The 23,617-nt window shown below is 60.2% G+C and carries 22 protein-coding genes; 9 read left to right on the top strand and 13 right to left on the bottom strand.

Going from position 1 to position 23,617, the window contains the following annotated elements; all coding sequences use genetic code 11:
- Positions 1-20: 20 nt before the first annotated feature.
- Complete coding sequence (locus tag ABDX87_RS25370; protein ID WP_346830353.1) at positions 21-1,019, bottom strand: NAD(P)H-quinone oxidoreductase; 999 nt, start codon at positions 1,017-1,019, stop codon at positions 21-23.
- Positions 1,020-1,242: 223 nt separating this feature from the next.
- On the opposite strand from ABDX87_RS25370, the gene ABDX87_RS25365 reads away from it, so the two are divergent.
- Together ABDX87_RS25365 and ABDX87_RS25360 are read left to right on the top strand one after the other, a co-directional pair.
- A complete protein-coding gene (locus ABDX87_RS25365) occupies positions 1,243-1,746 on the top strand; it encodes a thioredoxin family protein (RefSeq protein WP_346830352.1) in 504 nt (167 codons plus the stop codon).
- 163 nt (positions 1,747-1,909) lie between these two features.
- Complete coding sequence (locus tag ABDX87_RS25360) at positions 1,910-2,371, top strand: Hsp20 family protein (protein WP_346830351.1); 462 nt, start codon at positions 1,910-1,912, stop codon at positions 2,369-2,371.
- 38 nt (positions 2,372-2,409) lie between these two features.
- Here ABDX87_RS25360 and ABDX87_RS25355 read toward each other — a convergent pair whose 3' ends face one another.
- Together ABDX87_RS25355 and ABDX87_RS25350 are read right to left on the bottom strand one after the other, a co-directional pair.
- Positions 2,410-2,844 carry a GFA family protein gene (locus ABDX87_RS25355; protein WP_346830350.1) on the bottom strand — a complete coding sequence of 145 codons (435 nt, stop codon included), beginning with the start codon at positions 2,842-2,844 and terminating at the stop codon, positions 2,410-2,412.
- A 100-nt stretch (positions 2,845-2,944) separates the two neighbouring features.
- Positions 2,945-5,149, bottom strand: coding sequence for an OsmC domain/YcaO domain-containing protein (locus ABDX87_RS25350; protein WP_346830349.1), 2,205 nt, complete (start codon positions 5,147-5,149; stop codon positions 2,945-2,947).
- 277 nt (positions 5,150-5,426) lie between these two features.
- Here ABDX87_RS25350 and ABDX87_RS25345 point away from each other — a divergent pair, with 277 nt between their 5' ends.
- Positions 5,427-5,780: a hypothetical protein gene (locus ABDX87_RS25345; protein WP_346830348.1), complete on the top strand. Its 354-nt coding sequence runs from the start codon at positions 5,427-5,429 to the stop codon at positions 5,778-5,780.
- A gap of 60 nt (positions 5,781-5,840) precedes the next feature.
- Here ABDX87_RS25345 and ABDX87_RS25340 read toward each other — a convergent pair whose 3' ends face one another.
- Together ABDX87_RS25340 and yghU are read right to left on the bottom strand one after the other, a co-directional pair.
- The gene (locus ABDX87_RS25340) at positions 5,841-6,779 is read right to left on the bottom strand and encodes a Dyp-type peroxidase (protein WP_346830347.1); all 939 of its coding nucleotides are present in this window, start codon (positions 6,777-6,779) and stop codon (positions 5,841-5,843) included.
- A gap of 570 nt (positions 6,780-7,349) precedes the next feature.
- The gene (gene yghU / locus ABDX87_RS25335) at positions 7,350-8,189 is read right to left on the bottom strand and encodes a glutathione-dependent disulfide-bond oxidoreductase (protein ID WP_346830346.1); all 840 of its coding nucleotides are present in this window, start codon (positions 8,187-8,189) and stop codon (positions 7,350-7,352) included.
- A gap of 203 nt (positions 8,190-8,392) precedes the next feature.
- Between yghU and ABDX87_RS25330 the strand changes: the two genes are divergently transcribed.
- Positions 8,393-8,890 (top strand): NUDIX hydrolase, encoded by a 498-nt coding sequence (locus ABDX87_RS25330; protein ID WP_346830345.1) that lies wholly within the window; start codon positions 8,393-8,395, stop codon positions 8,888-8,890.
- Between the two features lie 104 nt (positions 8,891-8,994).
- Here ABDX87_RS25330 and ABDX87_RS25325 read toward each other — a convergent pair whose 3' ends face one another.
- Positions 8,995-9,405 (bottom strand): ester cyclase, encoded by a 411-nt coding sequence (locus tag ABDX87_RS25325; protein ID WP_346830344.1) that lies wholly within the window; start codon positions 9,403-9,405, stop codon positions 8,995-8,997.
- Positions 9,406-9,725: 320 nt separating this feature from the next.
- Here ABDX87_RS25325 and ABDX87_RS25320 point away from each other — a divergent pair, with 320 nt between their 5' ends.
- On the top strand, positions 9,726-12,149 hold the full coding sequence (locus ABDX87_RS25320; RefSeq protein ID WP_346830343.1) for a glucose/quinate/shikimate family membrane-bound PQQ-dependent dehydrogenase: 2,424 nt from the start codon (positions 9,726-9,728) through the stop codon (positions 12,147-12,149).
- Positions 12,150-12,215: 66 nt separating this feature from the next.
- Here the strand turns inward: ABDX87_RS25320 and ABDX87_RS25315 are convergent, their stop codons facing one another.
- Together ABDX87_RS25315 and ABDX87_RS25310 are read right to left on the bottom strand one after the other, a co-directional pair.
- The gene (locus ABDX87_RS25315; RefSeq protein WP_346830342.1) at positions 12,216-12,899 is read right to left on the bottom strand and encodes an ATPase; all 684 of its coding nucleotides are present in this window, start codon (positions 12,897-12,899) and stop codon (positions 12,216-12,218) included.
- Between the two features lie 176 nt (positions 12,900-13,075).
- Positions 13,076-14,410 carry a PLP-dependent aminotransferase family protein gene (locus tag ABDX87_RS25310; protein WP_346830341.1) on the bottom strand — a complete coding sequence of 445 codons (1,335 nt, stop codon included), beginning with the start codon at positions 14,408-14,410 and terminating at the stop codon, positions 13,076-13,078.
- A 133-nt stretch (positions 14,411-14,543) separates the two neighbouring features.
- Here ABDX87_RS25310 and ABDX87_RS25305 point away from each other — a divergent pair, with 133 nt between their 5' ends.
- Positions 14,544-15,440 carry a DMT family transporter gene (locus tag ABDX87_RS25305; RefSeq protein ID WP_346830340.1) on the top strand — a complete coding sequence of 299 codons (897 nt, stop codon included), beginning with the start codon at positions 14,544-14,546 and terminating at the stop codon, positions 15,438-15,440.
- Positions 15,441-15,452: 12 nt separating this feature from the next.
- Here ABDX87_RS25305 and ABDX87_RS25300 read toward each other — a convergent pair whose 3' ends face one another.
- On the bottom strand, positions 15,453-16,346 hold the full coding sequence (locus tag ABDX87_RS25300; protein WP_346830339.1) for a DMT family transporter: 894 nt from the start codon (positions 16,344-16,346) through the stop codon (positions 15,453-15,455).
- A gap of 245 nt (positions 16,347-16,591) precedes the next feature.
- Here ABDX87_RS25300 and ABDX87_RS25295 point away from each other — a divergent pair, with 245 nt between their 5' ends.
- Positions 16,592-17,626 (top strand): LacI family DNA-binding transcriptional regulator, encoded by a 1,035-nt coding sequence (locus ABDX87_RS25295; RefSeq protein ID WP_346830338.1) that lies wholly within the window; start codon positions 16,592-16,594, stop codon positions 17,624-17,626.
- Positions 17,627-18,163: 537 nt separating this feature from the next.
- Here the strand turns inward: ABDX87_RS25295 and ABDX87_RS25290 are convergent.
- Positions 18,164-19,501 carry a PQQ-dependent sugar dehydrogenase gene (locus ABDX87_RS25290; RefSeq protein ID WP_346830337.1) on the bottom strand — a complete coding sequence of 446 codons (1,338 nt, stop codon included), beginning with the start codon at positions 19,499-19,501 and terminating at the stop codon, positions 18,164-18,166.
- A 303-nt stretch (positions 19,502-19,804) separates the two neighbouring features.
- Between ABDX87_RS25290 and ABDX87_RS25285 the strand changes: the two genes are divergently transcribed.
- The gene (locus tag ABDX87_RS25285; RefSeq protein ID WP_346830336.1) at positions 19,805-20,440 is read left to right on the top strand and encodes a histidine phosphatase family protein; all 636 of its coding nucleotides are present in this window, start codon (positions 19,805-19,807) and stop codon (positions 20,438-20,440) included.
- Positions 20,441-20,534: 94 nt separating this feature from the next.
- Here ABDX87_RS25285 and ABDX87_RS25280 read toward each other — a convergent pair whose 3' ends face one another.
- A complete protein-coding gene (locus tag ABDX87_RS25280) occupies positions 20,535-21,425 on the bottom strand; it encodes a pseudouridine synthase (RefSeq protein ID WP_346830335.1) in 891 nt (296 codons plus the stop codon).
- 472 nt (positions 21,426-21,897) lie between these two features.
- Here ABDX87_RS25280 and ABDX87_RS25275 point away from each other — a divergent pair, with 472 nt between their 5' ends.
- On the top strand, positions 21,898-22,164 hold the full coding sequence (locus ABDX87_RS25275) for a hypothetical protein (protein ID WP_346830334.1): 267 nt from the start codon (positions 21,898-21,900) through the stop codon (positions 22,162-22,164).
- 12 nt (positions 22,165-22,176) lie between these two features.
- On the opposite strand, the gene ABDX87_RS25270 is transcribed toward ABDX87_RS25275, so the two are convergent.
- Complete coding sequence (locus ABDX87_RS25270; protein WP_346830333.1) at positions 22,177-22,413, bottom strand: glutaredoxin family protein; 237 nt, start codon at positions 22,411-22,413, stop codon at positions 22,177-22,179.
- A 36-nt stretch (positions 22,414-22,449) separates the two neighbouring features.
- Positions 22,450-23,535 (bottom strand): acyltransferase family protein, encoded by a 1,086-nt coding sequence (locus ABDX87_RS25265; protein ID WP_346830332.1) that lies wholly within the window; start codon positions 23,533-23,535, stop codon positions 22,450-22,452.
- Positions 23,536-23,617 lie beyond the last annotated feature (82 nt).

Genomic DNA, 23,617 nt, shown 5'->3' with positions numbered 1-23,617 from the left:
GCGCGCCAATCCCGCATCCCCTACACGACCTTCAGCACAATCTTGCCGATGTGATCGCCCTCTTCCATCCGCCGATGGGCGTTGGCCGCCTCGGCCAGCGGGTAGACCCGGTCGATGATCGGCAGGCATTGCCCCTGCTTCAGCAACGGCCAGACCGTGGCGTGCACGGCGCGGGCAATCTCGGCTTTTTCCTCGACACTGCGCGAACGCATCATTGAACCGGTGACCGAGGCCTGTTTATCGCTCAGCGCCGCCAGGTTCAGGTCCTTGACGTGGGCCCCGCCCAAAAAGCCGATGACCACCAAGCGTCCACGCCGGGCGAGCGACGCCAGGTTACGCTCGAAATAGCTGCCGCCCATGATGTCGAGAATCACGTCAACGCCCTTGCCGCCGGTTTGCCTGGCGATGACCTCGTCGAACGCTGCTTCGCGGTAGTTGATCGCTTCGCCGCCCAAGGCGCGGATCTGCTCGCATTTCGCTTCGCTGCCCGCCGTCGCGAAGGCTTTGATCCCTAACGCCTTGCACAACATCAGCGCTGTCGTACCGATGCCACTGGTGCCGCCATGGATCAACACGGTTGAGCCTTCGCGGGCCTGGCCCAGTTCGAACAGGTTGGCCCAGACGGTGAAGAAGGTTTCAGGAATCGCCGCCGCCTGAATCATCTCGACGCCCTCCGGAATCGGCAGCGCCTGTGTCGCGGGAACGACGCAGTACTCTGCGTAGCCGCCACCGTTGGTCAACGCACAGACCCGGTCGCCTACACTGAAACCCGAAACCGCCGAACCCGACGCCACGACTTCGCCGGCCACTTCAAGGCCGGGCACCGGGCTCATGCCAGGCTTCATGGGATAGTGGCCTGCGCGCTGGATGACGTCAGGACGGTTGATACCGGCCGCGTGAACCTTGATCAACAGCTCATGCTCAGCAGGCGCCGGAACATCCGCCTCCGCCAGATTCAACACGTCCGGCCCGCCGGGCTGGGTAATTTCGATGTAGCGCATACGCTTCGGCAGATTCATGGGTGCACCTCACAGTAACGGTTACGCCTTCTGACAAGGGTTGGTCGAAGGCATTCAAAATACTGGCGGGGTCACGTTTGATACCGCAGCGTTTGAGCACCCTCCTGTTCGTTCAGCCCTCTGCGCCAACCCATGGCTGCGAGCGAGCCGCACGCCTCGACGCGGTTGCCGCTGGCCGACAATTCTGCTGGGATGTGGCCCTGTCCTTCTTGGAGTAATCAGCATGCAGTCGTACCAGGAACTGTTCGAGTTCGCCGAGGATTTTGACGCGTTTGTCCGCCGTGGCCTGCCGTCAGAAATCGCCGCAGTGCAGGCCATTCAGGCCAAAATTGCCGAACCTGAGGCGATCAAACCGCAAACGCTGCAGCGCTTGCGCGACGTTAAAGGTCATTTCCATCTGCTCGTGGCAGGCGAGATGTGGTGCCCCGATTGCCAGATCAACGTCACGGTCATGGACTACCTGCAACGCACCCAACCGAACATCCAGCTCGGGGTTATCACCAAGGGACGCGCCGAAAACGAGTTGAAACAGCGCCTGAACCTTGAGCGGATTTCGATCCCGTTCGTGCTGGTGCTGAACCATCAATTCCAGCCCGTCGGTCGGTTCATCGAACGACCGCGCGCCGTCATCGACGGTGGCGACGCCGTGAAACCGGATTATCGGGCTGGCAAGTATCTGGAAAGCACCGTGCAGGACTTGCTCGACATCTTCGAAGCCGCTGTCTGAGCCTGATCATGGCGCGTGCGGTTCCCCGGATGCGGCGTGTGATGACGACGAAATTTCGCGGAGCCGCTTGTGTTTTCCTGCCGGTGAGCCTTACTGAGTAGCGTGCTGAGCCGAAAAGCGACTCGCGTCTTGATCACTTGCGCCACGCCCAGGAGATTGCGACATGGCTACTGCAAGTACACTGGCACCGCTGTTTCGCCAGTCAGTGGGCTTCGACCGTTTCAACGATTTTTTCGAGTCGGCGCTGCACACCGAAACAGCCCATTGCTATCCACCTCATAACGTTGAACGGTATGGCGACGACCATTACCGGATCGTCGTCGCCGCCGCCGGCCTTTCGGCAGACGAGCTGGACCTGCAAATCGAAAAAGGTGTGCTGACCATTTGTGGCGGCAAACGCGAAACCGACGCAGGCGCGACCTACCTGCATCAGGGCATCGCCCACGGCGCATTCCGCCTGGTGTTTCACCTGGCGGACCACATCGAAGTTCAGGGTGCGACGTTCGAAAACGGATTGCTGATTGTCTTTCTGCTACGGGTCGTGCCTGACGAGACCCAGCCGAGGCGCATCCCCATCAATCGCCCCGGCGACGGTCCCGACCGGCGATCAATCAATCGCCATTGAGCGCGGCCAGACAAACGCCGAGAGGCACCTGACCCCGGTCAGGGTGCGACCGGAATGAATTTCAGCGTACCGACCACCCCGTCCTTTCCCCGTTCCGGGTTGTCCAGCGGATGAAGCACGCCGTCATTGACCGGCACCTCTTCGAAATCGAACGGGCTGATTCCGTTCAGGCACGCGGCGTTGATCCCGTATTGATCGGGGCTTGAGCGGCGTTGATGGTGGGTGTAGATGCCGCAGACCGAGCAGAAGAAATGCTTTGCAGCGCCGGTATTGAATTGGTAAAGCGTCAGCGCCTCCTCGCCGGCCGTGATCGTCAGATCCGACAGTTGCGCACTCACTACCACCGCGCCTCGCATGCGGCAATACGAGCAGTTGCAACGGCGGGCGGAGTGCAGCCCATCGGTCAACCGAACTTCAAAACGCACCGTGCCGCAATGGCACTGCCCGTTAATGCGTTCAATGTCTTTGTTCATGTTCGTCTTCCTCCTGACATCGGGTCGTTCAACGTGCGCATGCTCAGCCGCAATGCGCCCAACAAAAAAGCACCCGAGGGTGCTTTTCCTGTCACTGCAGTCAGCGGGACGACGCCACGGTGGCGGCCCGTGCCGAATGCAGCTTCTTATAGCTTTCGATCAACCGCAGGTGCCGGTCGAGCCCTTCGAGCTTCAGGCTGGTCGGGGTCAGGCCGTAGAAACGCATACTGCCGTTCACCGAACCGATGGCGGCGTCCATGCGCTCGTCACCGAACATGCGACGGAAGTTGACCTCGTAGTCGGCCAGTTCCAGATCGTCGTCCAGTTCCATCTCCAGCACAACGTTGACGGCCTGGTAGAACAAGCCGCGCTCGACCGTGTTGTCGTTGTATTGCAGGAACGCTTCTACCAGATCTTTCGCCTGTTCGAACTTCTGCAGCGCGAGGTAGATCAGCAGCCTCAACTCCAGAATGGTCAACTGCCCCCACGCCGTGTTGTCGTCGAATTCGATGCCGATCAACGTCTTGATGTCGGTGTAATCGTCCAGCTCGCTGTCTTCCAGGCGCTTGGCCAGCGTGCGCAGGCCGACTTTACTCAGGCTGTGCAGGTTCAGGATGTCGGCGCGGAACTGCAGGGCCTTGTTGGTGTTGTCCCATATCAGGTCGTCAACCGGATAGATTTCCGAGTAATCCGGCACCAGGATGCGGCAGGCCTTGGCACCGATGTGCTCATAAACCGCCATGTACACTTCTTTGCCCATGCCTTCGAGGATACCGAACAGCGTGGCCGCTTCCTGGGCATTGGAGTCTTCGCCGTAACCGGAGAAGTCCCACTCGACGAATTCGAAATCCGGCTTTGCACTGAAGAAACGCCACGACACCACACCGCTGGAGTCGATGAAGTGCTCCACGAAATTGTTCGGCTCGATCACCGCCTGGCCTTCAAAGGTCGGCTGTGGCAGGTCATTCAGCCCTTCAAAACTGCGCCCCTGCAGCAATTCGGTCAGACTGCGCTCCAGTGCGATTTCCAGGCTTGGGTGGGCGCCAAAAGACGCGAATACACCGCCCGTGCGCGGGTTCATCAAAGTCACGCACATGACCGGGAATTCCCCGCCCAGCGATGCATCCTTCACCAACACCGGGAAGCCCTGCTCCTCCAGACCCTTGATGCCCGCTAGGATGCTCGGGTACTTCGCCAGCACGTCCTGCGGCACGTCCGGCAGCGCCATTTCACCTTCGAGGATTTCGCGTTTGACCGCGCGTTCGAAGATTTCCGACAAGCACTGCACTTGCGCTTCGGCCAGCGTGTTGCCCGCGCTCATGCCGTTGCTCAGGTATAGGTTTTCGATCAGGTTGGACGGGAAATACACAGTCTCGCCATCTGACTGGCGAACAAAGGGCAGCGAACAGATGCCACGCTGCGTGTTGCCGGAGTTGGTGTCGTACAGGTGCGACCCCAGCAATTCTCCGTCCGGGTTGTAAATCGCCAGGCAATAGTCGTCGAGGATCTCGGTCGGCAGCGCATCGTTGGGGCCGGGCTTGAACCAGCGCTCGTCCGGGTAATGCACGAACTCGGCGTTGGCGATGTCTTCGCCCCAGAACTGATCGTTGTAGAAGAAGTTGCAGTTGAGCCGCTCGATGAACTCACCCAGCGCCGACGCCAGCGCGCTTTCCTTGGTGGCGCCCTTGCCGTTGGTGAAGCACATCGGCGAGTGAGCGTCACGGATGTGCAGCGACCACACGTTGGGCACGATATTGCGCCATGAGGCGATTTCGATCTTCATGCCCAGACCCGCCAGGATGCCGGACATGTTGGCGATGGTCTGCTCCAGCGGCAGGTCCTTGCCCGCGATGTAGGTGCCGGACTCTGAAGTCGAAGCAGGCATCAACAGCGCCTGGGCATCGGCGTCCAGGTTCTCGACCTCCTCGATCACAAACTCGGGCCCAGCCTGCACGACCTTCTTGACGGTGCAGCGGTCAATGGAGCGCAAGATGCCCTGGCGGTCCTTGTCGGAGATATCGGCCGGCAGTTCGACCTGAATCTTGAAGATCTGGTTGTAGCGGTTTTCAGGGTCAACGATGTTGTTCTGCGAGAGACGAATGTGCTCGGTGGGGATGTTGCGCGTGTCGCAGTACAGCTTCACGAAGTAGGCAGCGCACAGCGCCGATGACGCCAGAAAGTAATCGAACGGCCCCGGTGCCGAACCATCGCCCTTGTAGCGGATGGGCTGATCGGCAATCACCGTGAAGTCATCGAACTTGGCTTCAAGTCGGAGATTGTCGAGAAAGTTGACCTTGATTTCCATGGGGGATTACCGAAACGAGAAAACGATTTGGCGGCCATTATCCGGCTTTTCGGCCGTATGTCTTGGTTTTCGTCGGACAGCGGCTGTCGACTGGCCCTGCGTTCGCGTGACGGTCAGGTCCCGCATCGAGTGTCTGACGAACGGCATATTCATGGAACTCATGGGCTCAATGTCGGCCCTATACCCTGTACGCCTCTGGAACGGTGCTGATGCATGGGGGCACGCACAGCGCGCACGACGCTGTGCTTATGGAATCCACTCGCTTACAGGTGACACGGTGAATACATTTATTGCGCTGGAAAAACTCGAAGAGATCGATCTGCAGGACTATCACGAAGTCTGGCTGACCACCTCAGAGCGTTGGCCTCAAGACCCGGAGACGGCACAACGCGTGTGCCTCTGGCGAGCCGACCGTGAACTGACCCGGGACGTGGAAATCGACGATGCGTATTTTCAGAACCTGCCGCGCTTGTGGCTGCTGGTCGATGATCTGCACGACAAGCCAGCGGTCAGCCATGTCGAGCAGGCGCTGAACGTGCGCATTGGCGAACTGCAACTGGAAGGCGAGTTTCTTCCGGATGAAAAGGACAAGGTGCCGTCCGGTGACAAGCGCACGGACCTGAGAAGCTGACAGGCAAGTCATCCGAGGCTGCGGCCCCCTCACGCGGCCACGGATGACGCGACTGATCCGTCAGTCGCCCAACGCTTCAAGAAAGTCCGAGGACGGGACAAAAAACAGCGTCCCGCTCACCGCTTTGCTGAAATCCAGCAACCGGTCGTAATTGCCGACAGGCCGACCCACGAACATGTTCTCCAGCATCTGCTCCAGGGGCTCGGGCGAGCGGGCATAGCCGATGAAATAGGTGCCAAACTCATTGGAGCCGGGACGGCCGAACGGCATGTTGTCGCGCAGGATCTTGACCTCTTTTCCGTCCTTTTCGATCACCGTCAGCGCGCTGTGGGAGTTGCTCGGTTTTACCGAATCGTCGAGTTCGATATCGGACAGTTTCTTGCGACCGATGACGAGTTCCTGTTGCTCTACGGTCAGACGGTTCCAGGCCTCCATGTCGTGTAGGTATTTCTGCACGATCACGTAACTGCCGCCGGCAAACGTCGGATCCTCGTCACCCACAATGGTCGCGTCGACGGCTCTGTTGCCCACCGGGTTCTCGGTGCCATCGACGAAGCCGATCATGCTGCGCATGTCGAAATTGCGGAATCCGTGCACCTCGTCAACTACCTGAACCGCGTCGCCCAAAGGTGACAACAGTTGCGTGGCGAGCTCGAAGCAGAGGTCCATGCGGTCGGCCCGCAGATGCAGCAAGATGTCGCCCGGCGTGGCGATTGCCTTGCGCCCTTCCACGCCGAATTCGCGAAAGTTGTGCAGTGAAGCAGGCCGGGTACTACCGAACAGCCGGTCCCAGGCATTGAAGCTGAAACCGCACACACAGGATAAGTTGCCATCCGGTACGCGCTTACCGACAGCGCGCACGAGCCCGGCAATGTCCGCGCACCAGCTTCGGACTTTCTGCGCAGCGTCTTCACCGGGCGCCAGCGTCGCCACCATGAAGATCGCGCTGCTGGTCATCGGCGTGTCGACGCCCTGCGGGTAAGGAGTGTTTTTCATCATGGCCCGTGCATTCCTCAACGATTCCAACCATCGCCTGACGATGGACCGAGGAAGATTACCACTCCTTCAGGCGTCTCGGACGTCTCCTGCAGAGATTGCGACGTCACTTGAATTCGCGGCTGCCCCCCGTCTGGACTGTGGGGTGACACAGGCTTGTGCCGGGCATCGATTCTGTGGGAGCCAGATTGCTGGCGAAAGCGTCAAGTCAGCCGACATCACCATTGGCTGACCCACCGCATTCGCTGCCGTCGTAACCTCCGACGTCTCCCACGGGTCATGTGTGGTCCGGTGATTTGTGGTCGACATCTAACCTGTGGGAGCCGGCTTGCTGGCGAAAGCGTCAACTCAGCCGACATCACCATGGCTGACACACTGCATTCGCTGCCCTCGTAACCTCGGACGTCTCCTACGGGTATCGCGGCGTAATCCGGATTCGCGGCTGACACACCCTCTGTGGGAGCGAGCTTGCTCGCGAAGGCGCCAAGTCAGCCAACATCACTATTGGCTGACCCACCGCATTCGTCCGAAATGCGGCCCATGCCCTCGTAACCTCGGACGTTTCCTACGGGATCAGCTGATGTCCGAAGCAGAATGCCGCTCTGGCACCTGTTTGTCTTCATCACCCCAAGTCCGGTTCACTCGCAGGCCACGGATCACAGCGGGTCGCTTGGCGATTTCTTTCGCCCAGCGCTGCACATGAGTGTACTCCTCGGCCGCCAGAAATTCGGCTGCCGAATAGACGTTGCCCAGCGCCAGCTGACCGTACCAGGACCAGATCGCGATGTCGGCAATGGTGAAGGTATCGCCCGCAATGTATCGGCTCTCGCCGAGGCGACGATCCAGTACGTCCAGCTGACGCTTCGCCTCCATGGTGAAGCGGTTGATCGCGTATTCGATCTTCTCCGGCGCGTACGCATAGAAATGCCCGAACCCGCCACCCAGATACGGCGCCGCCCCCATCTGCCAGAACAACCAGTTCAGGGTTTCGGTGCGCCCGGCCAGATCGGTCGGCAGGAACTCGCCGAACTTCTCTGCAAGGTAAAGCAGGATCGAACCGGACTCGAACACGCGCGTCGGCGGCGTAGTGCTGTGGTCCAGCAGTGCCGGAATCTTGGAGTTCGGGTTGATGTCGACGAAGCCGCTGGAGAACTGGTCGCCTTCGCCGATGCGAATCAGCCAGGCATCGTACTCTGCGTCCTTGTGCCCGAGCGCCAGCAGCTCCTCAAGCATGATGGTGACCTTGACGCCGTTCGGCGTGGCCAGCGAATAGAGCTGCAAGGCATGCTCACCGATGGGCAGTTCTTTGTCATGGGTAGGACCGGCCACGGGACGGTTGATGCTTGCAAACTGGCCACCGGACGCGGCCTCGTTTTTCCAGACTTTCGGGGGAACATAAGCTGCTTTGGTCACGAAACGAACCTCTTGATGGGCCATTACGGTCAGTCACTGCGTCACAGGGATCGCAGCGAGACGACACTGTGGGTCATGATGAGACCGGGCATGAGTGAGAGCGGTTCAGGGTATGTGTTTACCCTGCAGACGCTCAAGTGACATTTCACTGCATGCCCTCGACGCCCTGTTCTTCACGTTGCCGCATTGAGGTGAACTGTCGCATGTCCCAACCCCTTTCCCACCCGCCCTTCTCCGGCGCCAAAATCGCCGTGATCTGCGAAGGCCATCTACTGACCTATCTGCGCGACGACACACCGGCGATCCCCTGGCCCGGTCTGTGGGACCTGCCCGGTGGCGGCCGTGAAGACAACGAGACGCCTGAACAATGCGCGCTGCGCGAAACCCACGAAGAGTTCGGACTGGCGCTTGATCCCGGCTGGATCGTCTGGAAACGGGTGTATCCCGGACAGGGCGTGAATGGCCTCGACACCTGGTTCTTCGTCGCCGAGGTGCCGACCGGAACCTTCGAGCAAGTGGTATTTGGCGATGAGGGACAGCGCTGGGAAATCAAGGCGGTGAGTGCCTTCCTGGACATGGATCAGGCCATTCCGCGCTTGCAGCAACGACTGCGCGAATTTCTGTCCGATGACCGTTCCGGCGCTCGTCAGACCAACTCGGACTCACCCGCAACCGATTCTGCGAACAGTGGCCGAAGCTGATCCGCTGGCACCGCTTTACTGAAGTGAACCCTCTGAACCTCATCGCACGGATGGCGCTGCAGGCATTCCCGCTGCGCCCTCATCACTCGCTCCTTATGTAGGGGCTAGCGGTCATTTGACGTCGGGGGAAGAAGCTGCGATGCGATGACTGCTTTGTCGATGACCGAATGCACATTGCACACACGCCCCTGCCTGAACGCGTAGAACACGTTCTCGGTGAACTGAATACGCCGTCCATTGACCTGCACGCCGAAGAGCTCGCCTACCGGTGTGCAGTCGAAACACAGCCGCGCGGCCACGTGCGGCGGATCGGTCATCAGCAGGTCGATGTTGAACCGAAGATCCGGGATGGCTCGAAAATCGTTCTCGAGCATCTTTCGATAGCCGGCCAACCCGATACGTTGCCCGTTGTAATGAACGTCCTGATCGACGAACTCACCCAGTGCCGGCCAGTCCTGACGATTGAGACAGTCGATGTAACCGCGATAGCGGTCGCTTAATTCCTGCTTGTCCATGGAAGCCCCTTGGTGCAGCTGCGGCTGAATATTTCGCAGTTTAGGGCGTCCGGCGAGCGCGATAGTTCAAATGGACAGGCGTTGTGGCCCATTGGAAGGCGGTTTGCCCTGACATTATTACCCATTGCGCAACACTGTTTATCCCGGACAATTTGCCGCAGGCCGGTCGTTTTTTGATATCTTTACCAAATTAACTAACTGGTTAATTACCATTCGACACCTGTCCGGCGCTGACAACCGGGCGGCCGTCGTGCTGAAGAACCGTTCTCCCCATCCCTTGAGCGTTCGTACAACGCTCAGCGTCAGCAGGATCACGCAACATGACAACGTCTCGACCTTCGGCATCCGTCAGTCGCTGGCCCATCTGGGTCGTCGCACTGGGCGTGCTTGTTTTTGGATTACTTTTCGCAGCAGGTGGCGGTTACCTCGTCACGCTGGGCGGCAGCTGGTATTTCCTGCTGGCCGGTCTTGGCATGGTCGCCTCGGCGTTCCTGCTGTTCAAACAGCGCGTCTCAGGCGCCTGGCTGTTCGCCGCGGTCATGGTCCTGACCGTGATCTGGGCGCTGGTGGATGCCGGGCTGGTGTTCTGGCCACTGGTCTCGCGCCTGTTCGCGCTGGCGGTATTGAGCCTGCTGGTGGCGCTGGTTTACCCGACACTGCGCAAGGCTAATGGTCTGCCGGGCGGCCGAGGCGGTTATCTGTTGAGCGGCCTGCTGGCGATCGCCATGGCAGCCGGTTTCTGGGGCATGTTTCAGCCTCACGCGTCGGTGTCGCCGACCGGTGACGGCCCTGCCCTGACCAAAGTCGATCCGGCGAAGGCGCAGAAAAACTGGGCGCATTATGGCAACGACGAAGGCGGCAGCCGTTTTGCGGCGCTGGACCAGATCAATCGCAGCAACGTGTCCCAACTGGTGCCGGTCTGGACCTACCGCACCGGCGACATCGCCATCAGTGACGGCAACGGCGCGGAAGACCAGATGACCCCGCTGCAAATCGGCGACAAGGTGTTCATCTGCACGCCGCATAACAACGTCATCGCCCTGGATGCCGACAGCGGCAAACAGCTGTGGAAGAACGAAATCAACGCCAAGTCGGCGGTGTGGCAGCGTTGCCGCGGTCTCGCATATTTCGACGCGACCGCCGCCGTCTCTCAACCCACTGACGGCAGCACGCCAGCCGCTCCCGTGACCGTCCCGGCCGGTGCCAACTGCCAGCGTCGTTTGCTGACCAACACCATCGACGCGCGTCTGATCGCTGTCGACGCCGACACGGGCGAGTTCTGCAAAGGCTTCGGCAACAACGGCCAGGTGGATTTGAAAGCAGGTCTTGGCAACGTCCCGGACTCCTATTATCAACTGTCGTCCGCACCGTTGATGGCGGGCACCACTGTGGTGGTGGGCGGTCGCGTTGCCGACAACGTGCAGACCGACATGCCAGGCGGCGTCATCCGTGGTTTCGATGTGGTCACCGGCGAAATGCGCTGGGCGTTCGACCCGGGCAACCCTGAAGACAAGAAAGCCCCTGCCGCCGACAGCACCTACGTACGTAGCACGCCGAACAGCTGGGCGCCGATGTCTTACGACCCGGCCATGAACACCGTATTCCTGCCGATGGGCAGTTCGTCCACCGACATTTACGGTGTCGAACGCACGAAACTGGATCACACCTACGGCGCCTCGGTGCTGGCGCTGAACGCGACCACCGGTGAGCAAAAGTGGGTGTATCAGACCGTCCACAATGACCTGTGGGACTTCGACCTGCCGATGCAACCCAGCCTGATCGACTTCACCAAGAAGGACGGGAGCAAGGTGCCAGCGGTCGTCATCGGCACCAAGGCCGGTCAGATCTATGTGCTGGACCGCCACACCGGCCAGCCGCTGACGGAAGTCAAGGAAGTCCCGGTCAAGCCGTCGAACATCCCGAACGAGCCTTACTCGCCAACGCAGCCGAAATCGGTGGGCATGCCGGAAATCGGCGCGCAAACGCTGACCGAATCCGACATGTGGGGCGCGACCCCGTTCGACCAGCTGTTGTGCCGTATTTCGTTCAAGAAAATGCGTTATGACGGTCTGTACACCGCACCGGGCACCGACGTTTCGTTGAGCTTTCCGGGATCGCTGGGCGGCATGAACTGGGGCAGCCTGTCGACGGACCCGGTACACGGTTTCATCTTCGTCAACGACATGCGTCTGGGCCTGTGGAGCCAGATGGTGCCACAGCAGAAGGACGCTAAAGCCTCTTCGGGCGGTGAAGCGCTGAACACTGGCATGGGCGCTGTGCCGCTCAAAGGCACGCCGTATGCGGTGAACAAGAACCGCTTCCTGTCGGTCGTCGGCATTCCGTGTCAGGCGCCACCGTTCGGCACCCTGACCGCAATTGACATGAAGACGCAGAAGATTGCCTGGCAGGTTCCGGTCGGCACCGTGCAGGACACCGGCCCGATGGGCATCAAGATGCACATGCAGCTGCCAATCGGCATGCCGACGCTGGGTGGCACGCTGTCCACTCAAGGCGGCCTGATCTTCATCGCCGGTACGCAGGACTACTACCTGCGCGCCTTCAACAGCGCCAACGGTGAAGAAGCCTGGAAAGCCCGTCTGCCCGTGGGCAGCCAGGGCGGCCCGATGACCTTTGTCTCGCCGAAAACCGGCAAACAGTACATCGTCATCACGGCAGGCGGTGCACGCCAGTCGGCGGATCGCGGGGACTACGTGATCGCTTATGGTTTGCCGGACAGTCACTGATCAGGCGTCGTCCAAAATAAAAAACCGCTGTCGTCAGGACAGCGGTTTTTTTATTCCAGCAGACGGTCAGTTGCCGGCGACCTGAGCCACCTCACCCGAGGTCACCAGGGCTTTTAGGGACATGTCGAACTGCTTCAGCGCATTGATCTGCAGGTCACGTTGAGAGTCAATTTGAGCGGCGATCTCCGGCGCTGCCTTGTCATGCACCCAGACCGACGTCAGCGCCTTCGCACCTACGCCTTCCGCCTTGCCGATGTACTGCAGGTTCGAGTCATAGAACTTGGCAACAAACCGCGCCTCGACTTGACTGTTACGCTGAGTCACCAACTGGCTGTAAGTGTCGAGCATCACCACCACATCCGGACGCGCCTGCATCAGCGCATCCAGGTTTTCGTAGACAGTGACCGACGCAAACTCCTTCGCTAACGACCCGTGCAGCCACTCAATGGCCAGTTTGGGATCGGAACTGTTGACGAAGGCATTGCGAATACGTGGATCCAGTGCACCGTTCTTGACCCCTTTCAACGCAACCGCGTGGTAACGCTCAAGGTACTCAAGGGTGGCGACCGTGTTCTCACTGTAAAGAACACCGACAGACTGAGTGTGCTTCAGGGCAAAGGTGCTGTCTGCCACGGGAAGGAAGTGGCAGGCCTGCTCCTTGGAAACGTAGTCGGAAGCGTAGGCCGGAGCAGTGGCAGCGGCGCCACCTGCCAGTACAGCGACAAGAGTCAGTAACGTTGAAATTCTCATCGCGGGGCATCCTTCTAAAGCCAGTTCGGTATGGCTCTATCCTGCTCCTTTGCTGGAAAAAAAGAACTCTCAATCCTTGATGTTCACTATCGATTTCACGAATGGTACGTACACGGAAAGAGTCCTTTACGTTTTCCCGAATAAAGCAACTTTTCAATATGCTTATCCAGACTAACTCACCAGGCAAAGTTGCCGATGACTTGGCGAACTTTATGCAGGGCTTGCACTAAGGCCTCCAGTTCGAGGGAGCCAAGTGCCAGACGGATGGCATGGGGCACCGGGCTGGAAATCGCGAACGGCTCAGCGGTCGACACAGCGATATTCTCCGACAGCAGAGCAACGGCCACCTGATCGGCGCGCACCTCCTCCGGCAAGGGCAGCCACAGAAAATACGAAGACGGATGGCTGATAATTTCCAGCCCCGCCAGCGCCTTCGTGGCCAGCTTCTGGCGGTGCCGGGCATCGTCGCGTTTCTGCGCCTCCAACCTGGCGACCGTGCCGTCTTCGATCCAGCCGCAGACCAGCGCCGTCATGACACCCGGAGTGTTCCAGGTGGTCGCCCTGATCGCGCGCTCCATGGCGGGCACCCATTGCAGCGGCGCGACTACATACCCCACCCGCAATCCGGTGGCGATGTTCTTGGAGAAACCCGAAACGTAAACCGTGAGCTCCGGCGCCAACGCCCTTAAGGGGGCCGGCGGTTCGTCGGCGAGAAAGGCGTAGGCCGCGTCCTCGATCAGCATCAAGCCATGAGTCCGCGCGATACTCACCAAGCGTTCGCGCCACGGCAACTCCATCACCCAGCCCATGGGATTGTGCAGGGTCGGCATCGTATAGACAGCCTTGATCCGTCGCTTGTGACACAGTCTCTCCAGACCCTCCAGATCCGGGCCGTGATCGGTCAGCGGAATCGGCACCAGTTCCAGCCGATACGCCTCGGCGATGACCTTGAATCCGGAATACGTCAGCGCATCGACCGCCACCACATCCCCCGGCTTTAACAACGCCATGACCACAGTGGCCAGTCCATGCTGCGCGCCACTGACGATCAGCAGTTCCTCTGGCTCGACCGTCAGCCCTCGGTCACCCAGATGCCGGGCGATACAGGCGCGCTCGTGCCCTCGTCCGGCGTGCGGTTGATAGCGGAGCAAGGCTTCTAGATCGCCCGACAACGCCAACTGCCGCAAACCGCCACGCAGCAACTCGGCCTGACCCGGCAATGCCGGGTAGTTGAAATTGAGGTCCAGCATGCCTGCAGCAGTGGCCTGTTGATCAACGCCATGACTGAGCGGCAGTGCGATTTCCCGCACGAACGTTCCGCGCCCTGTTTCGCCACTGATCAGGCCCATCGCTTCCAGCTCCGCGTAGACCCTCGAGGCTGTCACCAGCGCCAGCCCCTGCTGCTCGGCGAGCTGTCGGTGAGTGGGTAAACGTGTGCCGGGCGGCAGCGCACCGGATGCGATCTCGCTCGCGAAGCGGTCGACGATGGATTTGTAGCGGGCACGAGGCATGGGCGATGTATCCATGACAATTTTTTGATTGTCATGATTCTGCGCCCTAGGATTGATTCCGCACAACCGACCGCTTCACCGAACGCGAAATTCGTCGCGCCTCGTTTGCCGGTCATCATCGAGTCCGTCGCACATGGCACAGGCATCGAACCTGCAGCACCGCCGCATCGAAAAGGCATCGAGTGGATGGCTCAACGGACTGATCGGCGTGATCATCTTCAGCGGGTCGTTGCCGGCAACCCGCATTGCGGTATTGGAGTTCGCGCCAGTCTTTCTGACCGTCGCCCGCGCCTCCATCGCGGGCGTCGTGGCGCTATGCATGCTCATGCTGCTGAAGCAGAAGCGCCCTGAAACGTCACACTTGTTCCCCTTGTTCATCGTCGCCATGGGTGTGGTGGTCGGCTTTCCCCTGCTGACCGCCTTGGCATTGCAATACGTAACCTCGGCGCACTCGATCGTCTTTGTCGGCCTGCTGCCGTTGGCCACGGCGGCCTTTGCCGTGTTGCGGGGTGGCGAGCGCCCGAGGCCGGTGTTTTGGGTGTTTTCGACACTGGGCAGCGCAGTGGTGGTGGGCTTTGCCGTGTCGCAGGGGCTAACGGCCTCGCCCGTCGGCGACCTGTTGATGCTGGTGGCGATTCTAGTGTGCGGGCTCGGCTACGCCGAAGGCGCGAAGCTCTCGAAGACACTGGGCGGATGGCAGGTGATCTGCTGGGCACTGATTTTGTCACTGCCGGTCATGCTGACCCTGACCGGGTTCACCGCGCCGCCTTCGCTGGCGCACATTTCGCTGCCCGCCTGGCTCAGCCTGGGCTACGTGTCGCTGTTCAGTATGCTGATCGGGTTTGTGTTCTGGTACCGGGGTCTGGTGCAGGGTGGGACCGCCGCCGTCGGACAGCTTCAATTGTTGCAACCGTTTTTTGGATTGGCCCTGGCCGCGACGCTGCTGCATGAGCAGGTCAGCCTCGGCATGCTGGCGGTGACCGTCGCCGTGATTCTGTGTGTGGCGGGTGCGCGACGGTTTTCCCGCTGAGCCCGGGCAGGCTCAGTTCGCCAGGGCGTTCGATGCGCGCTTGACGTACACCAGCAATCCGCTCAGGCAGATCAGCACCATGCCGAACACTGATGACATGACCGGGTAACTGTCGAAAAACAGCATGCCGTACCCGGTTGCGAACACGATCTGCAAGTAACCCAGCGGCGCGAGCAATGAGGACGAGGCGTACTGGTAGGCCTTGGAAATCAGGAAGTGCGCCGACAACCCCATGCCGCCGAGAATCAACAGCAGCACCCATTGCGAGGCACTGGGCGACACCCAGAAAAAGGGCACGGCAAGGCTCAGCAATGCGGTGCTGAACACGCCGACGTAAAAGCTGCACACCCAGGGACTGTCAGACTCGCTCGCCAGTTGCGTCAGCAGTTGATACAGCGCGAAGAAGAACGCCGTCGCCAGCGGAAACAGCATCCACAACGAGAAGCCATCCCCCGTCGGGTTGATCACCACCAGGACGCCCACGAAGCCAACGATCACCGACAGCCACTGCAAGCGGTCGGCCTTGATGCCGAACAGCAAAGGCGACAAGAGTGTGACGAAGGCCGGCGCGAGAAACACCAGCGCTGTCGACTCCGCCAACGGCACATGGGTGAGGCCGAATAAAAAGGTCAGGCTGTCGGCCAGCAGCACCACTGCCCTGAGCAGGTGCAGCCAGGGACGTTGGGTGTGAAAAACCTTCTTTTCCCCACTCTTCGCCCGGTTCCTGAGGATGACACTGGTCACCAGCACCGTGTGAATCAGGTAGCGGGCCCACGCCACGAATATCACGGGAAGCGCAAGAATCAGGACTTTGGACACCGTGTCGTGACTGGCAAACGCCAGTGCTACGCTGGCCATCAACCACATACCGATGACATGACGGTGAGAAGGAGTAGAAGAATTCATCGGGCCAACCGGTGATGGAGTGAGTGGTGGACTGAGTAATGGAACAGTGGGCGGAATACACCACAAGCAGGCACCGCGTCCAATGCGCAGCCTAAACTGCCGGGTTTGCGCAACCTTGCGTAGTCTGAAAACGCGCGCGAGATGCGCAGCAGCGACCCGGCGGTCAATTACAGCCTATATAATCGCCCCGGTGCGCGCTCGATTGCCCGCCCTCGCCCGTCTCATTCAGGAAGTCGCCACACGCTATGAGTGTCAAGGAAACCGAAAAATCCGGCGCCGTGCCGCGAATGGCCGATGTCGCCAAACTGGCGGGCGTCTCCAAGATGACCGTGTCGCGGGTGCTGGCCGGTCGGGATGTGTCGCCCTCGACGACTCAACGGGTGCAAGCGGCGATCGACAGCCTCGGCTACTTGCCGGACGCCTCGGCCGGGATGCTGTCGAGCGGACGCTCCGAGTTCGTCGTCGCCCTGGTGCCTTCGCTGGTCAGCTCCAACTTCGCCGACACCGTGCGCGGCCTCAACGACGTGGTCAGCAAGCAGGGCTTGTGCCTGTTACTTGGCGACACCGATTACCACCTTGAACAGGAAGCGCTACTGGTCCGCACTCTGCTCCGGCATCGGCCGCTGGGGGTGATGCTCACCGGCAGCTCGCACCTGGACAGCACCCGGCAGATGCTGCGCCAAGCGCAAGTCCCGGTGGTCGAAACCTGGGACGTGCCGGACGACCCCATCGAACAGTCGGTGGGCTTTTCCAACGCCGACGCCGCCGCGACCATGGTTCGTCATCTGCACGACAAGGGGTACCGGCGCATCGCCTTCATCGGAGGCGCTTCGATGCTCGACCATCGCGGCCAACAGCGCCAGCGTGGTTACCTGATCGCGTTGAGCGCCTTGGGGCTGGAACCGCGGATCATCGAACATGGGGAATCGCCGATCACCATGAGTCATGGCGGCGAATCCGTGGCCCTGCTGCTTGAGAGGTGGCCCGACACAGACGCCGTGATGTGCGTGAGCGACCTGTCAGCCTTTGGCGCAATCATGGAATGTCACCGCCGTGGCCTGGACGTGCCGCGTGACATTGCGGTGGCCGGATTCGGCGACTTCGAAGTTTCACGTTATTGCACGCCCAGCATCACCACCATTGCGGTAGACCCTTATGAAATCGGCCGTCGGGCGGGTGAACTGCTGCTGGCGGGCGCCAACGCCCGCCGCGAAGGTCTGCCGCGACCGTCCGAAGTGGTGGTGACCGGGTACGAGATCCTGGCGCGGGAGAGCACCTGACGCTTTAGCCTGGCGGCGGTCTCGAATCATCTAGCGCGGTGAATCAGACAGACCGCGTCTACTGGATTTACTGCCGCTGCGCGCCAGATCGTCCGGATGCGGCCCAGAGACAAGCCACGCTCCTACGACCTCTGGCCAGATCAAAACAATCGGCAGACCGTCAGATCGCGATCGGGCGGTTATCGCAACTCCGCTTCTGCCCGGAGGGCGTGGGGGAGGCCGCAATCCCGCTTCTGCCCGGAGGGCGTGGGGGAGGCCGCAATCCCGCTTCTGCCCGGAGGGCGTGGGGGAGGCCGCAATCCCGCTTCTGCCCGGAGGGCGTAGGGCAGACCGCGATTCCGCTTCTGCCCGGAGGGCGTGGGAGCAGTCGGAGGTTACGACGGCCGCGATCTGGCGCGCAGCGGCAGTAAAGCCAGCCGCACCGACGCCCCAGATGCACTGCGGTCGCCGGCTTCGCTGCCCTTACCTCGCAGATCGATGGCACGCCAGGTGACGACTACCGCCCAACATCAAAAACCCGGCATCCCGAAGCCTCTCCTACCGACCATGGCTCACACGCCAGACCCGGTTCCCCACATCGTCGGCCACCAGCAACGACCCTTGCTTGTCCAGGATCACGCCCACCGGCCGACCTTGCGCCTCGCCATCGGCATTCAGGAAGCCGGTCAGGAAGTCCACCGGCATCCCCGAAGGCTGACCATCCTTGAAGCCAATGAAGACCACCTTATAACCCGCCTGCGGATTGCGGTTCCACGAGCCGTGCTCACCGACGAATACACCCTCGGCAAAGTTTTGTGGCATGCCTCGGGCATCGGAATACGTCAGGCCCAACGGTGCCACATGGGTGCCCAGCGCATAATCCGGCGCGATGGCTTTGGCGACCATGTCAGGACGCGACGGCTGCACGCGGCTGTCGACATGATTGCCGTAATAGCTCCACGGCCAACCATAGAACGCCCCGTCTTTCACCGACGTGAGGTAGTCAGGCACCAAGTCGCTGCCGATTTCGTCGCGCTCGTTGACCACGGTCCACAGCTCATCGCTGCCCGGTTTCCAGATCAGCCCGTTGGGGTTGCGCAGGCCGCTGGCGAACAGGCGTTTCTGCCCGCTCTTGACGTCGACTTCCCAAATGGCGGCTCGGCCCTCTTCCGCCTCAAGCCCGTTTTCGCCGACGTTACTGTTGGAGCCCACCGTGACATAGAGTTTCGACCCGTCACGGTTGGCCACGATGTTTTTGGTCCAGTGATGGTTCAGGCCCGCCGGCAGATCAGTGACTTTTACCGGTGTGGCGCTGATCTCGGTCTGGCCGTCGGTGTAAGGCACCTTGACGATCGCGTCGGCGTTGGCGATGAACAACTCATTGCCCACCAGCGCCATGCCGAACGGCGACATAAGCCCGCTGATGAACACCTTGTGCACCTCGGCCTTGCCATCCCCATCAGCGTCACGAAGGATCGTGATGCGGTTGGCACTCGGGGCTTCGGCGCCGACGCGGCTCATCACAATGCCCGACGCCGTGCGCTTGACCCAGGCCATCAACCCCGTCCCGCCATCGGTGACGCCCTCAGGCTTGGGTGGCGTGTTGCTCTCAGCCACCAGCACGTCGCCGTTCGGAAGGCTGTACAGCCAGCGCGGGTGCTGAAGATTGTCCGCCAGCGCCTGAACCTTGAAGCCGTCCGGCGCTTTCGGCGTATCGCTGCCGTTCCAGCCCACCGCCTTGGACACTTTCAAGGTTGGGATGACAGAACTGGTGGGTTCGGGCAGTTGCGGTTTGGGGCCAACACCGGCTTGAAAAGGTAATTTGGAAGACTCACCGCAGGCGCTGAGCAACGCGGCAGCGGTCATCAGCAGTGCACATCGGCGCAACACAATCATCTTGTAACCTCGCGACGGCCATCCGTGGGCCAGTTTTTAAAAATCAACGTCTTTCGAAGTATCGCCATGTCGCCCGACGCCAAACAGCGCGCGAGCCACAAATCAGATTTGTTTTCCAGGCACGAATCTACGGACCCTGTCGCCGGCCCATCGGTTCAACGCTAGTGCGCAACCCATCCGGGATAGTCAGTTCAAATTTTTATCATTTCTATTATTTATTAACGTTGTCCAAGCAAACTGCGTTAAGAATTCACGCAGCCCTGGACACCCACGAACAAACCGTTTTCTCGACCGGAATTTTCAATGCATATCAATGACCCCAACGCTCCAACGCTCTACCTGATCCGACACGGCGAAACCGACTGGAACGCCAGGCGCCTGCTGCAAGGTCGCCAGGACATTCCACTTAATGAGGTCGGCCAGGGTCAGGCCGTGGTGTCAGGCACTTGCCTGAAGTGGTTGTTGCCAGCGGATGCATCCGTGGACTTCATCGCTAGCCCGTTGAGCAGAACCCGACAGACCATGGAGATCATTCGCCGGCAACTGGGCCTGGATGTGGCGGACTACCGCACTGACGACCGCCTGATTGAAATCAATTTTGGTGAGTGGGAAGGCATGGACTGGCAGCAGATTGCCGAGCGTCAGCCTGAACGCTTCGAGGCGCGTCAGGCCGACCCGCTGAATTTCATCCCCAAGGACGGCGAGAACTACCCCCACGTGTTTGAACGCGTCGGCAGCCTGCTGAAGTCGCTGCAGCGCGATACCGTATTGGTGGCTCATGCGGGCGTGCTACGAAGCTGCCTGGCGCTGTTGACTGAGGTGCCCGACGCCGAAGTCCCCTTGCTGGAGATTCCTCAGGATCAGGTGCTGGTGATTCGTGGCGGCAAATTTGCCTGGATGCGGGTCAGCCTGACGGCAGACGGCCGTCGCGGTCAGTGAGCTGGATGATATGCAGGCCCGAGCACTCCCACAGATGCTGAGTGCCTGACAAAAACACGGCTTCTCGAAGGGTCCATGCCATGCCCGGATGCCCTTACCAATCCAGCGTGATCCTGCTCTCGAAAATCCTCTCCTGGCCGTTGACCGGATCGACAAACCGCAAGCCCTGAGCCAGGAGTTTCAATGGTTTGTCATAATCATCCGCCGCGTCCTTGATCACCTCGGGATAGAACGGGTCGTTACAGATCCCTGCTCCCAGTGCCGCCATGTGCACCCGCAACTGATGCTTCTTGCCCGTCACCGGGTACAGGCCATAGCGCCACAATTCGCCATTTTTTTCGCACACTTCGATGCGGGTTTCGGTGTTGCTCTGCCCTTCCCCTTCCTGCATGCGGAAGAACGGTTCGCCATCGACCAGCCGGCTTTTGTGCACCCGCGGGAATTCAAGTTCGGGCAGCGCACGGGCAATGGCCTCGTATCGCTTGTCGATCTGACGGGTCGGAAACAAGGCCTGATAAGCCGAACGGGTCTGCTTGTTGGCGGAGAACAACACCAGACCCGCCGTGTGTCGATCGATCCGGTGCAGCGGCACAAGGTCCGGGTTGTCCAGCGTGCGGATCAAGCGTCGAAGCAGCGTCTGTTCGACGTACTCGCCGGCGGGCGTCACCGGCAAAAAGTGCGGCTTGTCAGCGACCACCAGATGCTCATCGGCATACAGGATCGTCTCCTGCACCGGGATCGGCGTTTCGTTGGGCACTTCACGGAAGTAATGAATGCGCAGCCCCTCGCGGTACGCCAAGTCCACTGCAATCGGATTTCCCTCGCCGTCCAGCACGCGGCCACGGGCAATACGATCGAGCCACTGCTCACGTGGGATGGCACTGAACCGTTCGCACAGGCAATCGAGTACCGTCAGCCACGGTCCCGGTGGTAAATAAAGGGTACTGGCCTGACGGTGGGCGGGCGTGAAAACGGGTTCGGACATGGTCAACTCGGATCGGGATGGCAGACGCGACAAGCGCGGCATTATTACCCAGTGTCTCCAGCTTGTGCGAGCGACGCGGTCAAGGCAGCTTCTTCACCCCGGAGAGCGTCTGTTTCTGGGCCTTACCCGTGCGCGTGACGAAATGTCGCAGGGCAATCGCGTACCAGTTGTCTGACATCTACATGACAGCGGTAGATGCTGCATTTGATTTGTTCTAAAATGTTTCCAAATCGGCAAGCAGGCGCGAAACCGAACGTAAACGACCCTTTTCAAGGTCGACCTCGAAAACGCCTGCCAGACCTGAACTCATAAAAAGAAAGCCCGTCCTCGACGGGCTTTTTTCGTTTTCAGCGTTTGTACAGCGCGCCATGCGCCCACGCCGGACTTGCAACGTCGGCACTGAAGACTCGAGACACCCGGTGTCTTGCACTGCCCACGACAGATTTTCTATTTCAAACTTTGAGGTTTCGCCATGCTGGGTCAACTGTTTCAATGGATCAAACGCCTGTCCACCGGTACCACTGCCGAGAGCGAAGAAAGCTATTCGCAATCGTTCTCTGACGAAGAGCGCGATGTCGGCCGCTGGACCTTCATGTCGGTGTTCATCGTGTTCACTCTTAGCCTTTACGTCGTCGCAGGCCTTGGCTACTACGCCAAGGTTCACGTCTGGGATGGCATGAGCGAAGCGCAAAAAGAAGCCGTGGCCAAGGCCATGGTCGTGGACACTCAGTATCTGTAAGGCCGTTCTGGCCTAACGCAAAAACATCACCACCTGCCCGGTGTCGAACGGCCAGTCCAGTTCGGCACCGGTGTCAGTGCGCCGCAACACCGGAATCCGCAGGCCATAGGCATCGTTCATGGCTTCGCTTTCCGCGATATCGATCAATTCCACCAGCAGACCATGCTCGACCAAGGGCATCAGCTCAGCCTCGGCGATTTCGCACAAGTGACAACCCAGCGTACCGAACAGTTGGCATTCCGGCGGCATGACGAAACCCTTCGAGCAAGACACGGGAACGCCAGTTTAGGCCCGCCCTGAAATGCCGTCGAGCCTGAAGCGCCGTCTGGAAAAATCGTTGGAGCGGTCCAGCACCGGTTTTTCGAAACAGCGATAGCCGACCCAGCCGTAGCACAACACCGCCGTCATCATCAGCGCCGAGAACAGCACATTGTCCAACAGCGAGTCAGGCCGCGCGCCAACCATTTGCCAGACACGCCCGATCACACCCAGCACCAGCAGATGCGACAGGTACACGGTATAGGACATGTCCCCCACCGCGACCAGAACAGCAGGCATTCGAAGGTGCCGACGACGCTCCAACAGCGCCATCCCCAAGATCAGCGTGCCGAACACCGCACTCACCGCCAACATCCGCAGCATGCCCACGCCGTCGAACAACCGGAAGTAGCCAATCAGTCCAATACCCGGCAGCAACGCGGCAACCAGCGCAGCACCGACGAGCGACGTCGGAATCTTTGCGCTGTGACGACTGTAAAACAGCAACGCCAGCGCAACGCCCGCGATGAACTCAAGCCCATAGGGGTGCAGCATGATTTGCAAGGCCGGGCTGTAGTCCTGCCAATTCTGCAAGCTATTGAAGGTCAGCAGCACCGCTGCCCAGCCGACAAGAAACGCAGGCAGCCAACGTTCGCGAAAGCACATGAGGCCGGTGAACACCAAGTAGAACCACAGCTCGAACAGCAGCGACCAGGCCACCATTACCAGCAGCACTTTATCGTTGGGCAGCAACAGGAATGACATCAGCAGGTTCGACGAGCCGTGGGTGCTGTTGACCATGCCCGGTTGCACCAGAAGCATCGCCAGTGTCAGACCGTAATACAGCCAATAGGTCGGGTAGATGCGCGACACGCGGTTGAACAAAAAACGCTTTGACTCGGCAACGCTCTGGAACCGCCCCCGGCTGACGATCACCATGACGAAGCCACTGACAATAAAGAACAGATCGACACCGAGCTGGAAGAAATCCAGGAAAGGCGGCAACAGAATGTCCCCGCCTGAATATTTGTGTTCCACCGCGGTCATGTGAAAGAGCACCACGCCCAACACGGCGACGCCCCTCAGCCCTTGAAGGGAATAAATGCGTTCCATCGACTGCTCCTACTACGGACGCGATCCACTGGATCGCGACAAATCAGGAAGGTCGACGGGCAAGCGCCTGGCGCAACACTGT

The sequence above is a fragment of the Pseudomonas abietaniphila genome, from assembly GCF_039697315.1.
Taxonomy (GTDB): Bacteria; Pseudomonadota; Gammaproteobacteria; order Pseudomonadales; family Pseudomonadaceae; genus Aquipseudomonas; species Aquipseudomonas abietaniphila_B.
Note: the sequence above shows the minus strand (reverse complement) of the source record. Positions and strands in the feature narration are given on the sequence as shown.